The organism is Klebsiella planticola ATCC 33531, from assembly GCF_000735435.1.
Classification (GTDB): Bacteria; Pseudomonadota; Gammaproteobacteria; order Enterobacterales; family Enterobacteriaceae; genus Klebsiella; species Klebsiella planticola.
On record NZ_JMPP01000018.1, the window covers coordinates 192,351 to 205,910 of the forward strand.

At 52.2% G+C, this 13,560-nt stretch carries 12 protein-coding genes; all 12 read left to right on the plus strand.

Translation table 11 applies throughout. The features are described 5' to 3' along the window. Positions 1-163 precede the first annotated feature (163 nt). The 12 genes from tkt to argO all read left to right on the plus strand — a co-directional run bounded on the left by tkt (position 164) and on the right by argO (position 13,478). The gene (gene tkt, locus GRPL_RS17285) at positions 164-2,155 is read left to right on the plus strand and encodes a transketolase (RefSeq protein WP_032698806.1); all 1,992 of its coding nucleotides are present in this window, start codon (positions 164-166) and stop codon (positions 2,153-2,155) included. Between the two features lie 310 nt (positions 2,156-2,465). Next, positions 2,466-2,909: a PTS mannitol transporter subunit IIA gene (gene cmtB, locus GRPL_RS17280; protein ID WP_032698028.1), complete on the plus strand. Its 444-nt coding sequence runs from the start codon at positions 2,466-2,468 to the stop codon at positions 2,907-2,909. Between the two features lie 27 nt (positions 2,910-2,936). Beyond that, positions 2,937-4,316 carry a PTS mannitol transporter subunit IIBC gene (locus GRPL_RS17275; RefSeq protein WP_032698807.1) on the plus strand — a complete coding sequence of 460 codons (1,380 nt, stop codon included), beginning with the start codon at positions 2,937-2,939 and terminating at the stop codon, positions 4,314-4,316. 24 nt (positions 4,317-4,340) lie between these two features. Next, entirely contained in the window at positions 4,341-5,618 is a 1,278-nt protein-coding gene (locus GRPL_RS17270; RefSeq protein WP_032698808.1) for a zinc-binding dehydrogenase, read from the plus strand. Beyond that, positions 5,615-6,586, plus strand: a complete 972-nt coding sequence (gene glpX, locus GRPL_RS17265) for a class II fructose-bisphosphatase (protein WP_032698809.1) — start codon at positions 5,615-5,617, stop codon at positions 6,584-6,586. The genes GRPL_RS17270 and glpX overlap by 4 nt, the downstream gene beginning before the upstream one ends. 15 nt (positions 6,587-6,601) lie before the next feature. Further along, on the plus strand, positions 6,602-7,111 hold the full coding sequence (locus GRPL_RS17260; RefSeq protein ID WP_016154381.1) for an MltR family transcriptional regulator: 510 nt from the start codon (positions 6,602-6,604) through the stop codon (positions 7,109-7,111). Continuing rightward, positions 7,108-7,818, plus strand: a complete 711-nt coding sequence (locus GRPL_RS17255) for a nucleoside/nucleotide kinase family protein (RefSeq protein ID WP_032698024.1) — start codon at positions 7,108-7,110, stop codon at positions 7,816-7,818. Before GRPL_RS17260 ends, GRPL_RS17255 begins: the two co-directional genes overlap by 4 nt. Positions 7,819-8,105: 287 nt before the next feature. Next, complete coding sequence (gene epd, locus GRPL_RS17250; protein ID WP_015585767.1) at positions 8,106-9,125, plus strand: erythrose-4-phosphate dehydrogenase; 1,020 nt, start codon at positions 8,106-8,108, stop codon at positions 9,123-9,125. 77 nt (positions 9,126-9,202) lie between these two features. After that, a complete protein-coding gene (pgk, locus tag GRPL_RS17245) occupies positions 9,203-10,366 on the plus strand; it encodes a phosphoglycerate kinase (RefSeq protein ID WP_032690798.1) in 1,164 nt (387 codons plus the stop codon). A gap of 195 nt (positions 10,367-10,561) precedes the next feature. Next, positions 10,562-11,641 (plus strand): class II fructose-bisphosphate aldolase, encoded by a 1,080-nt coding sequence (gene fbaA / locus GRPL_RS17240; protein WP_004867428.1) that lies wholly within the window; start codon positions 10,562-10,564, stop codon positions 11,639-11,641. Positions 11,642-11,829: 188 nt separating this feature from the next. Then, positions 11,830-12,687, plus strand: a complete 858-nt coding sequence (mscS, locus tag GRPL_RS17235) for a small-conductance mechanosensitive channel MscS (protein WP_032698022.1) — start codon at positions 11,830-11,832, stop codon at positions 12,685-12,687. Between the two features lie 149 nt (positions 12,688-12,836). Then, positions 12,837-13,478 carry an arginine exporter ArgO gene (argO, locus tag GRPL_RS17230; RefSeq protein ID WP_032690799.1) on the plus strand — a complete coding sequence of 214 codons (642 nt, stop codon included), beginning with the start codon at positions 12,837-12,839 and terminating at the stop codon, positions 13,476-13,478. The last annotated feature ends 82 nt before the right edge of the window (positions 13,479-13,560 follow it).

The following is a 13,560-nucleotide window of genomic DNA, read 5'->3' on the forward strand; positions in this document are numbered from 1 at the left end:
AGCACAACGTGTTCCGGAGATTTCTTAAACCACAAAAGGATGCTCCATGTACATGCTTTCGCGCTTGGGTTACATTGTTGACACTTTTTTCTGGCGTAGCCCAAAACGCGCTCTCGTCAAGTCGTTAAGGGTATGGCCTTCAACAGTCCGAACTGGAGTCAAAATGTCCTCACGTAAAGAGCTTGCTAACGCTATTCGTGCGCTGAGCATGGATGCTGTACAGAAAGCCAAATCCGGCCACCCGGGTGCCCCGATGGGTATGGCTGACATTGCCGAAGTCCTGTGGCGTGATTTCATGAACCATAACCCGCAGAACCCGGCCTGGGCCGACCGCGACCGCTTTGTGCTGTCCAACGGCCACGGTTCCATGCTGATTTACAGCCTGCTGCACCTCACCGGTTATGATCTGCCGATCGAAGAGCTGAAAAACTTCCGTCAGCTGCACTCTAAGACTCCGGGCCACCCGGAAGTGGGCTACACCGCTGGCGTGGAAACCACCACCGGTCCGCTGGGCCAGGGGATTGCTAACGCCGTGGGCATGGCTATTGCGGAAAAAACGCTGGCTGCGCAGTTCAACCGTCCGGGCCACGATATCGTTGACCACTTCACCTACGCCTTCATGGGCGACGGCTGCATGATGGAAGGGATCTCGCACGAAGTGTGCTCCCTGGCCGGTACCCTGAAGCTGGGTAAACTGGTGGCGTTCTATGATGACAACGGTATCTCCATCGACGGTCATGTGGAAGGCTGGTTCACCGACGACACCGCTAAACGTTTCGAAGCCTATGGCTGGCACGTAGTGCGCGGCGTTGACGGTCACGACGCTGAGGCGATCAAACGCGCGGTAGAAGAAGCGCGTGCGGTCACCGACAAGCCGTCCCTGCTGATGTGCAAAACCATCATCGGTTTCGGTTCGCCGAACAAAGCCGGTACCCACGATTCCCACGGCGCGCCGCTGGGCGATGCCGAAATTGCCCTGACCCGCGAAGCCCTGGGCTGGAAACACCCGGCCTTCGACATCCCGTCTGATATCTATGCGCAGTGGGATGCCAAAGAAGCCGGTCAGGCGAAAGAAGCGGCCTGGAACGAGAAGTTCGCCGCGTATGCCAAAGCCTTCCCGCAGGAAGCCGCTGAGTTTACCCGTCGTATGAAGGGCGAAATGCCGGCTGACTTCGACGCTAAAGCCAATGAATTTATCGCTAAGCTGCAGGCTAACCCGGCGAAAATCGCCAGCCGTAAAGCGTCGCAGAATGCGATTGAAGCGTTTGGCCCGTGGCTGCCGGAATTCCTCGGCGGCTCCGCTGACCTGGCGCCATCCAACCTGACCCTGTGGTCTGGTTCTAAAGCGATTAATGAAGACACCGCCGGTAACTATATCCATTACGGCGTGCGTGAATTCGGTATGACCGCGATCGCCAACGGGATCTCTCTGCACGGTGGTTTCCTGCCGTACACCTCCACCTTCCTGATGTTCGTGGAATATGCGCGTAACGCGGTGCGTATGGCGGCGCTGATGAAACAGCGTCAGGTGATGGTCTACACCCACGACTCCATCGGTCTGGGCGAAGATGGCCCGACGCACCAGCCGGTAGAGCAGGTGGCGTCCCTGCGCGTGACCCCGAACATGTCCACATGGCGTCCGTGTGACCAGGTGGAATCGGCGGTGGCGTGGAAATACGGCGTTGAGCGTCATGACGGCCCGACCGCGCTGATCCTCTCCCGTCAGAACCTGGCACAGCAGGATCGTACGGCAGAGCAGCTGGCGAACATCGCCCGCGGTGGCTACGTGCTGAAAGACTGCGCCGGTCAGCCGGAGCTTATCTTCATCGCCACCGGTTCTGAAGTCGAACTGGCGGTGGCCGCGTGGGATAAACTGACGGCCGAAGGGGTGAAGGCGCGCGTGGTCTCCATGCCGTCCACCGACGCGTTCGACAAGCAGGACGCGGCGTACCGTGAATCGGTGCTGCCGAAAGCGGTCTCTGCTCGCGTGGCCGTCGAAGCCGGCATCGCCGACTACTGGTTCAAATACGTGGGCCTGAACGGCGCTATCGTTGGCATGACCACCTTCGGTGAGTCTGCGCCGGCAGAGCAGCTGTTCGAAGAGTTCGGCTTCACCGTCGACAACGTGGTTGCGAAGGCAAAAGCGCTGCTGTAATTACGTTTACAGGTGAAAACGGGTCGCTCAGGCGGCCCGTTTTTTTATGTGATTAAATTTATTTAAGTCTGCGCAACCCAATATTGTAGATCTGAATCACAAATATGATATTTATCAATGTTTGTTTTTTGTTATGAACATCACATAATTTGTATTGCTTTTTATATTTTTGTTAACAACCAATTGTTTTTAAAGGCTTCATGTAAAAGCATCCTGCGCTGTATGTGTTTTTCTCCTCGATTGATTTCATTTTGCCGCTCGAGTATTTTGTTTTTAACGCTCACTCGTACCCTAAAAATAAGGAAAATATATGCGGCTGATTGATTACTTTCCAGAAGCATCTATCTCAATAAAAAATTCCGCAAAGAACTGGCAGGAGGCAATTGACTTTTCTATGTCTTCCTTACTCGCTAATCATTATGTCAATTCAGGTTATATTCAGGCCATTAAAGATTCAACGATTAACAATGGCCCTTATTATATTTTAGCGCCTGGCGTCGCCATGCCACACGCTCGTCCGGAATGTGGCGCGTTAAAAACCGGGATGTCATTAACACTCCTCAAACAGGAAGTTAAATTTGCCGAAGATGATGAAGGTGTCCGATTATTAATCGGATTGTCGGCGGCAAATGCAGATTCACACATTGGCGCTATTCAGGCCTTAAGCGAATTATTATGTGAAGAGGAAGTACTGACCGCGTTGTTAGCGGCTAAATCAGAGAAACAATTGGCGGATATTATCGCCCACGCATAATTAACCGTTTCCTTTCAGGATATTATTATGGAAAACAAGTCTGCTCGTGCCAAAGTCCAGGCTTTTGGTGGGTTTTTGACTGCAATGGTCATCCCCAACATCGGCGCTTTTATTGCCTGGGGTTTTATAACCGCATTGTTTATTCCTACCGGTTGGATGCCGAATGAGCATTTCGCCAAAATTGTCGGTCCGATGATTACCTATTTACTGCCCGTCATGATTGGCTCCACAGGGGGGCATCTGGTGGGGGGGAAACGTGGCGCGGTAATGGGAGGTATTGGGTCTATTGGCGTGATTGTGGGCGCGGATATCCCGATGTTCCTTGGCGCGATGGTGATGGGACCGCTTGGCGGTTGGGTGATTAAGCATGTTGACCAGCTGCTGGAAAAACGCATTCCTGCAGGGTTCGAGATGGTTATCAATAACTTCTCACTTGGTATTGCGGGGATGCTTTTATGCTTGCTGGGGTTTGAAGTCATTGGTCCAGCGGTTCTCATTGCCAATAATTTTGTGAAGGAGTGTATTGAAGCGTTGGTTCATGCGGGTTATCTGCCGTTGCTGTCGGTGATCAATGAGCCTGCAAAAATCCTCTTTCTGAACAATGCCATCGATCAGGGCGTGTATTATCCGCTGGGAATGCAGCAAGCTTCAGAAACGGGAAAATCGATTTTTTTCATGGTGGCATCCAACCCTGGACCGGGGTTAGGTTTGTTACTTGGCTTTGCCATCTTTGGCAAGGGGATGAGTAAGAAATCTGCGCCAGGCGCTATGATTATCCACTTCCTCGGTGGTATTCATGAACTGTATTTCCCATATGTGTTGATGAAGCCTCTGACCCTGATTGGTATGATTGCCGGGGGAATGACCGGGACGTGGGTGTTCTATCTGCTGAACGGTGGGTTGGTTGCAGGACCGAGCCCCGGCTCAATATTCGCTTACCTGGCATTAACGCCAAAAGGTTCTTTCCTCGCAACTATTGCAGGAGTCACCGCGGGAACGATTGTCACCTTTGTTATTACCTCTTTAATCCTGAAAATGGAAAAGAACGTCGAAACAGAAAGTGAAGATGGCTTCGCTGAATCAGCCAGAACCGTCAAGGCAATGAAGCAGGAAGGTAAGTTTTCTTATAAAAATATTAAACGCGTCGCTTTTGTTTGTGATGCGGGAATGGGTTCCAGTGCCATGGGGGCAACCACGTTTCGTAAACGTCTGGAAAAAGCGGGATTGAATATTAATGTAACGCATTACGCCATCGAAAACGTTCCGCAAGATGCCGATATTATTGTCACCCATGCCAGTCTTGAAGGTCGTGTTAAACGTGTGAGTGACAAGCCATTAGTGCTGATTAAAAATTATATTGGTGACCCACTGTTGGACGATTTATTTAAACGCATTACTGCGAACTAACCCTATTCTATTATTGGAGTGAATATGAAAACGAAAGTTGCTGCCATATATGGCAAGCAGGATATTCGTATCCGCGAGTTTGAACTGCCTGCCATTACAGATAATGAATTATTAGTCAGCGTAATATCCGATAGCGTTTGTTTATCCACCTGGAAAGCGGCAGCCTTAGGGAGCGATCATAAACGCGTACCGGACGATCTGGAAAATCATCCGGTTATTACCGGGCATGAATGTGCAGGTATCATTGTTGAGGTTGGAAAAAACCTGACGGATAAATATAAGAAAGGTCAGCGTTTTGTTTTGCAACCCGCGATGGGATTGCCAAGTGGCTATTCAGCGGGGTACAGCTATGAATATTTTGGCGGCAATGCGACATATATGATTATCCCGGAGGTCGCGATTAACCTGGGATGCGTTTTGCCTTACCACGGATCTTACTTTGCCGCCGCCTCACTGGCAGAACCGATGTGCTGCATTATTGGCGCCTATAACGCAAACTATCATACGACGCCTTACGTCTATGAGCATCGTATGGGGATTAAGCCGGGGGGAAGCATTGCCCTTCTGGCCTGCGCCGGGCCGATGGGTATTGGCGCAATAGATTATGCCATTAACGGCAGTATTCAGCCGTCACGCGTGGTGGTGGTCGATATTGACGAAGCGCGACTGGCGCAGGCTAAAAAACTGTTGCCGGTTGAGCTGGCGGCAGAAAAGGGGATTGAGCTTATCTATGTGAATACTTCCGGCATGGATTCTCCGACAGCGATGCTGCGTGCGTTAACCAATGACATAGGTTTTGATGATATCTTTGTGTATGCGGCAGTGCCTGCAGTCATTGAAATGGCTGATGATTTGCTCGCGGAAGATGGTTGCCTGAACTTCTTTGCCGGCCCTACGGACAGTCACTTCAAAGTGCCGTTTAATTTTTATAACGTGCACTACAACAGTACTCACGTTGTCGGGACATCCGGTGGTTCAACGGATGATATGAAAGAGGCAATTGCGCTCAGTGCAACCGGCCAGCTGCAACCGTCGTTTATGGTGACGCACATTGGCGGCCTTGATGCGGTTCCGGAAACCGTACTGAATTTACCTGCGATCCCCGGGGGTAAAAAGCTTATATATAACGGCGTTACCATGCCGTTGACTGCCATTGCTGATTTTGCGGAGAAAGGGAAAACTGACCCATTATTCAAAGAACTGGCGCAGCTGGTGGAAGAGACGCACGGTATCTGGAATGAAAAGGCAGAAAAATACCTTTTGGCGCACTTTGGCGTTGATATCGGGGAGGCGGCGATATGATGTCGCTGGCATGGCCGCTATTTCGCATCACGGAGCAGGCTGCGCTGGCCGCCTGGCCACAAACCGGGTGCGGCGATAAAAACAAGATTGACGGTCTGGCCGTGACGGCAATGCGGGAAGCATTGAACAGTATTGGCATCCGTGGACGAATCGTCATTGGCGAAGGCGAGATTGATCGAGCCCCGATGCTGTGGATTGGTGAAGAGGTGGGAAACGGCGTCGGGCCTGAGGTAGATATCGCCGTCGATCCTATCGAAGGAACCCGAATGGTGGCGATGGGGCAAAGCAACGCCCTGGCCGTCATGGCGTTTGCACCCCGTGGCAGTTTGTTACACGCCCCAGATATGTACATGAGAAAACTGGTTGTTAATCGTTGCGCCAAAGGGGCGATTAATCTGGCGCTGCCGTTGGCAGACAATCTGCGTAATGTAGCAGAGGCGTTGGGCAAACCGCTGGAGCGACTGCGTATGGTGACGCTGGATAAACCGCGCCTTCAACCGGCGATTGCTGAGGCGACACGACTTGGCGTCAAGGTTTTTGCTCTGCCCGATGGCGATGTTGCCGCCAGCGTGCTGGCCTGTATGCAAGATAATCCCTATGACCTGATGTATACCATTGGCGGGGCGCCTGAAGGGGTTATTTCAGCCTGTGCGGTTAAAGCGCTGAGGGGCGATATGCAGGCTGAGCTGATCGATTTTTGCGAAGCGAAAGGGGATAGCGCAGATCATCGTCTGATTGCAACCCAGGAACGTCAGCGCTGCGCGGAGATGGGCGTTGAGATCAACCGAATCTATACGCTCGACGAACTGGTAGGGGGAAATGAGATCCTCTTCAGCGCGACGGGGGTCACGGGCGGCGATCTTGTTAAAGGGATCCAACAGGTTGCGAATGGTGTGCGCACGCAAACTTTACTGATCGGCGGCGCGGATCGAACGTGTAATATAATAGACTCCCTGCATTCATGGTGATTCATCGAGAAACGAATGACGACGCTGACAGAAGACGATGTGCTTGAGCAACTGGATGCTCAAAATAATTTACTCTCGTTTATGACGACGGCACATAACATTTTGCTCCAGGGCATTAAGCGCTTTCTACCGTCGCTGTTCGTCAATAACGATGAAGAGATCGTGGAATATGCAGTGAAGCCGTTACTCGCCCAGAGTGGGCCGCTTGACGATATCGACGTTGCGTTACGTCTGATTTATGCGCTGGGGAAAATGGATAAGTGGCTTTATGCCGACATTACCCATTTTTCTCAGTTTTATCAGTACCTGAACGAGCAGGATAATATCCCCGGTTTTGCCGATGACATTACCTGGGATTTTGTCAGCAACGTCAACAGTATCACCCGCAACGCGACCCTTTATGGTGCGCTGGAGTCGATGAAGTTTGCTGACTTTGCTGCGTGGTCTGAAGTGCGCTTTAGCGCAATGGTCAAGACGGCAATGACGCTGGCAGTGACGGCGATTTTAAAGGAATTAACGCCGTGAAAATCGAACTAACGGTGAATGGGCTCCAGGTTGAAGCACATTACCAGGATGATGAGATACAGAACGTTCACAAACCGTTATTGCAGCAGCTGTCAAAAATACATGCCGCTAACCCGCAGCGACGAACGATCGTTTTTCTCAGCGCACCGCCGGGGACGGGTAAATCGACGCTGACAAGTTTCTGGGAATACCTCTCTCGCCATGATCCTTGCTTGCCGGAGATCCAGACGCTGCCGATGGATGGCTTCCATCATTATAACAGCTGGCTGGATACCCATAATCTGCGGGCCTACAAAGGGGCGCCGGAAACCTTTGATGTGGGGAAACTTGCGCAGAATCTGCGCCAGATAAGGGAAGGGGAAGGATGCTGGCCGCAATATGACCGGCAAAAGCATGATCCGGTAGAAGCAGCCATCACAGTGACGGCGCCGATTGTGATTGTGGAAGGAAACTGGTTATTGCGCGATGACGAAAGATGGCGAGCGTTAGCTGCGTTTTGTGATTACTCGCTGTTTATTCGCGCCCCAGCCAATGCGCTTCGTACACGACTGGTGGGCCGTAAACTGGCTGGTGGATTATCGCGAGCTGATGCTGAGGCATTTTATGAGCGTACCGACGGACCGAATGTTCGTCGGGTCCTGGAAACTAGCCGGCCTGGCGACCTGACGCTGGAGATGCTGGAATCAGGTGAGTATCGGATTGCGTGAAGGTAAATTATTCCAGTTATGCCGTAATGATTATTACGACTTACTGGGATAATTGCCCCCCGTCTCAGTAGGTAAAATGTGACGTACGTCAGATAACTGCCTTCTTTGGCTGGACAGTCATTCCTTTTATTCCCTGATTCGCTTATTCTAGCTGAAGCGTTTCAGTCGATTAAATGTTCGACAATTAATCAATCAGTCGCAGTTTGCGACGGGTAAGGTTTCCCTTCGGGCGTGGCTGGATTACTCTGTCAGCCATCTCAAATCAGGGACAACCTTGCAGGAGACCTATGACCATACGCATCGCGATTAATGGCTTCGGTCGCATAGGACGCAACGTGGTTCGCGCTTTATATGAATCCGGGCGTCGTGCGGAAATTACCGTGGTGGCAATCAACGAGCTGGCGGATGCCGCGGGCATCGCGCATTTGTTGAAATATGACACCAGCCATGGGCGCTTTGCCTGGGATGTTCGCCAGGAGAGAGAGCAGCTGTATGTCGGCGATGATGCCATACGCCTGCTGCATGAACCTTCGATTGAGGCGCTGCCCTGGCAGGAGCTGGCGGTTGATATTGTTCTCGATTGCACCGGTGTTTACGGCAGCCGTGAGCATGGCGAAGCCCATATTCGGGCAGGGGCAAAGAAAGTGCTCTTTTCCCATCCCGGCAGCAGCGATCTCGACGCGACCGTTGTATTTGGCGTGAACCATGATGAGTTGCGTACGGAGCACCGTATTGTCTCCAACGCCTCCTGCACGACCAACTGCATTATCCCGGTCATAAAACTGTTAGATGATGCCTACGGCATTGAGTCAGGAACGGTAACGACAATCCACTCCGCCATGCACGATCAACAGGTGATCGACGCTTATCATCCGGATCTGCGCCGTACGCGCGCGGCCAGCCAGTCGATTATTCCGGTTGATACCAAACTCTCTGCGGGGATCACGCGAATTTTCCCGCAGTTTAATGACCGTTTCGAGGCGATTGCGGTCCGCGTACCGACGATTAATGTGACGGCGATTGACCTTAGCGTGACGGTGAAAAAACCTGTAAAGGCTAATGAAGTCAACCAGTTGCTGCAAAAAGCAGCACAAGGTGCATTTCATGGTATAGTTGACTATACGGAATTGCCGTTGGTCTCGATAGATTTCAACCACGACCCGCACAGCGCCATCGTTGATGGCACCCAAACCCGAGTCAGTGGTGCTCATCTGATCAAAACATTGGTCTGGTGTGATAATGAATGGGGCTTTGCTAACCGGATGCTCGACACGACGTTAGCGATGGCCGTTATTGGTTTCAGGTGAGACATCCCTGCGCAACATTGTTCGCGATGGAGCGTATGGCGTCTGCAAAACTTTAAGAATCATTGAGAGGATTCACCATGTCTGTAATTAAGATGACCGATCTGGATCTGGCTGGTAAACGCGTTTTTATCCGTGCCGATCTGAACGTACCAGTCAAAGACGGGAAAGTAACCAGCGACGCGCGTATCCGTGCTTCTCTGCCGACCATTGAGCTGGCGCTGAAACAGGGTGCTAAAGTGATGGTCACTTCTCACCTGGGTCGTCCGACCGAAGGCGAGTACAACGAAGAATTCTCTCTGCTGCCGGTTGTTAATTACCTGAAAGACAAACTGTCTAACCCGGTACGTCTGGTTAAAGATTACCTGGATGGCGTTGAAGTTGCAGCCGGTGAACTGGTTGTTCTGGAAAACGTTCGCTTCAACAAAGGCGAGAAGAAAGACGACGAAGCGCTGTCCAAAAAATACGCGGCGCTGTGCGACGTGTTCGTCATGGACGCCTTCGGTACTGCACACCGTGCGCAGGCCTCTACCCACGGTATCGGTAAATTCGCCGATGTTGCGTGCGCAGGCCCGCTGCTGGCCGCCGAACTGGACGCGCTGGGTAAAGCGCTGAAAGAACCGGCTCGCCCGATGGTTGCCATCGTAGGTGGTTCTAAAGTTTCCACCAAACTGACCGTTCTGGATTCCCTGTCTAAAATCGCTGACCAGCTGATCGTCGGTGGTGGCATCGCCAACACCTTCGTTGCCGCTCAGGGCCACAACGTGGGTAAATCCCTGTACGAAGCTGACCTGGTTGACGAAGCGAAACGCCTGCTGACCACCTGCGATATCCCGGTTCCGACCGACGTTCGCGTGGCAACTGAGTTCTCCGAAACGGCTACCGCGACGCTGAAATCTGTTAACGACATCAAAGATGACGAGCAGATCCTGGACCTGGGCGATGTTTCTGCACAGAAACTGGCTGATATCCTGAAAAACGCTAAAACTATTCTGTGGAATGGTCCGGTTGGCGTATTCGAATTCCCGAACTTCCGTAAAGGGACTGAAATCGTGGCTAACGCCATCGCTGACAGCGAAGGTTTCTCCATCGCTGGCGGTGGTGACACCCTGGCAGCGATTGACCTGTTCGGCATTGCGGACAAAATTTCCTACATCTCCACTGGCGGCGGCGCATTCCTCGAATTCGTGGAAGGTAAAGTCCTGCCAGCAGTAGCTATGCTTGAAGAGCGCGCTAAGAAGTAAGTCTGATCAGGCGGGGAAATCCCGCCTGTTTTGCAAATAAAATTCAATTTGTTGCTCTAAATAATTCGTGTTGCCGGAAGGTGGCGACAGCGCGAACGCCAGGTTCTTACGTAACCGGGGTAAGCGAGGTAAGCCAGAGGACTGCCGCACGAATGATGGCGAGCATAAACGGCCGAAGATACAGGACTACGTAACATGTCTAAAATTTTTGATTTCGTAAAACCTGGCGTGATCACTGGTGATGACGTTCAGAAAGTGTTCCAGGTAGCTAAAGAAAATAACTTTGCTCTGCCAGCGGTTAACTGTGTGGGTACTGACTCCATCAACGCCGTTCTGGAAGCTGCTGCAAAAGTTCGTTCTCCGGTTATCGTTCAGTTCTCCAACGGCGGCGCAGCGTTTATCGCGGGCAAAGGCGTGAAAACTGACGTTCCTCAGGGCGCAGCAATCCTGGGTGCTATCTCTGGCGCACATCACGTTCACCAGATGGCTGCACACTACGGCGTGCCGGTTATTCTGCACACCGACCACTGCGCGAAGAAACTGCTGCCGTGGATCGACGGCCTGCTGGACGCGGGTGAAAAACACTTCGCTGCTACCGGCAAACCGCTGTTCTCTTCTCACATGATTGACCTGTCTGAAGAGTCTCTGCACGAAAACATCGAAATCTGCTCTAAATATCTGGCGCGCATGGCCAAAATGGACATGACTCTGGAAATCGAACTGGGTTGCACCGGTGGCGAAGAAGACGGCGTGGACAACAGCCACATGGACGCTTCTGCTCTGTACACTCAGCCGGAAGACGTTGATTACGCTTACACTGAACTGAGCAAAATCAGCCCGCGTTTCACTATCGCGGCTTCCTTCGGTAACGTACACGGCGTGTACAAGCCGGGTAACGTCGTGCTGACTCCGACCATCCTGCGCGATTCTCAGGAATATGTTTCTAAGAAACACAACCTGCCGCACAACAGCCTGAACTTCGTCTTCCACGGCGGTTCCGGTTCTTCCGCTCAGGAAATCAAAGACTCCGTAAGCTACGGCGTTATCAAAATGAACATCGATACCGATACCCAATGGGCAACCTGGGACGGTATCCTGCAGTACTACAAAACCAACGAAGCTTACCTGCAGGGCCAGCTGGGCAACCCGAAAGGCGAAGACCAGCCGAACAAGAAATACTACGATCCGCGCGTATGGCTGCGTGCTGCACAGACGTCCATGGTGACGCGTCTGGAGCAGGCATTTAAAGAGCTGAACGCGATCGACGTTCTGTAAGAAACGTCTGTTTCTTGCCAGAAAGCCCGCTGAATAGCGGGCTTTTTTTATGGCTGAACAACGCGATATCTCGCTGAGAATTGTGATCAACTTGGCAAATCATGTGCATATTGTTTACCCTTAGTTAACCTGTCGCTGTACAGGTTGGGTTTTTTATTCCCCCTACGGGTATTCATAAGGAAGATTAAATGGAAGAGTTGAACGTTGGCGATAGCCTACACAACGCCAGTTCCTGGCTGGTGCGCAATCAGGAATTACTGCTGAGCTATGCCGTCAATATCGTTGCCGCTATCGCGATTATTATCGTCGGTATGATTGTGGCACGGGTCATCTCTAATACGGTGAACCGACTGATGCTGGCGCGTAAGATTGATGCGACCGTTGCCGATTTTCTGTCCGCCCTGGTACGCTATGCCGTTGTCGCGTTCACCCTGATTGCCGCATTAGGCCGCGTAGGCGTGCAGACGGCATCGGTGATCGCCGTCCTCGGTGCCGCCGGTTTAGCCGTAGGTCTGGCGCTGCAAGGATCGCTGTCTAACCTGGCCGCTGGCGTACTGCTGGTGATGTTCCGCCCGTTCCGCGCGGGTGAGTATGTCGATCTCGGCGGCGTCGCCGGTACGGTATTGAGCGTGCAGATTTTCTCTACGACCATGCGTACGGCCGACGGTAAAATTGTGGTGGTTCCGAACGGTAAAATTATCGCCGGTAATATCATTAACTTTTCCCGTGAGCCGGCGCGGCGCAACGAATTTATTATCGGCGTGTCCTACGATGCCGATATCGATAAAGTCAAGCAGCTGCTCACCCGTATTATCGAATCGGAAGATCGTATTCTCAAAGATCGCGAAATGACCGTACGTCTGCATGAACTGGGGGCGTCGTCGGTGAACTATGTGGTGCGCGTCTGGAGTCTGAGCAGCGATCTGCAAAGCGTATACTGGGATGTGCTGGAGCGTATTAAACGCGAGTTTGACGCTAACGGCATCAGCTTCCCGTACCCGCAGATGGATGTTCATATGGTTCGTCCGCAGGAGAAAGTGGAGTAATTCAGCCGCTGATCCAGAGGCCAGCGATGCTGGCCTTTATTGCTACTGCTGTATTAGTTAAACTTATTAATGATTAAAATTTTCAATTTCCTCTAATGATTTTATCGCGCTATATTCCCCGGCATTAACGACCTACCGGAAAAAACACCATGTTATCGTATTACTTTCAGGGGCTTGCCCTGGGAGCGGCTATGATTTTGCCGCTCGGTCCGCAAAATGCGTTTGTGATGAATCAGGGGATTCGCCGGCAGTATCATTTGATGATCGCGTTGCTGTGCGCGTTGAGCGATCTGCTGCTGATTTGCGCCGGTATTTTTGGCGGTAGCGCGTTGCTGATGCAGTCGCCGTGGCTGCTGGCGCTGGTCACCTGGGGAGGCGTGGCCTTTCTGCTCTGGTATGGTTTCGGCGCCTTGAGAACGGCGCTGAGCAGCAACCTGGAACTGGCCAGTGCGGAAGTCATGAAGCAGGGACGCTGGAAAATTATCGTCACCATGCTGGCGGTTACCTGGCTTAACCCGCATGTCTATCTCGATACTTTCGTCGTGCTGGGCAGCCTGGGAGGGCAGCTGGCCGTGGAGCCAAAGCGCTGGTTTGCCTTAGGCACCATTAGCGCATCATTCCTGTGGTTCTTTGGACTGGCCCTGCTGGCAGCGTGGCTGGCGCCACGCTTACGTACCGCGCGAGCGCAGCGGATTATTAATGTGCTGGTCGGCCTGGTGATGTGGTTTATTGCGCTGCAGCTGGCGAAAGACGGTCTCCAGCATGTCCAGGCTCTGTTTTACCAGGCTTAGTCCGATGGACTTTCTCCGCGGACGCGTTAAGCTTGCAGACATGCGTCCGTAGACGGGCGACCCAATGTAAGATGGAGAAACG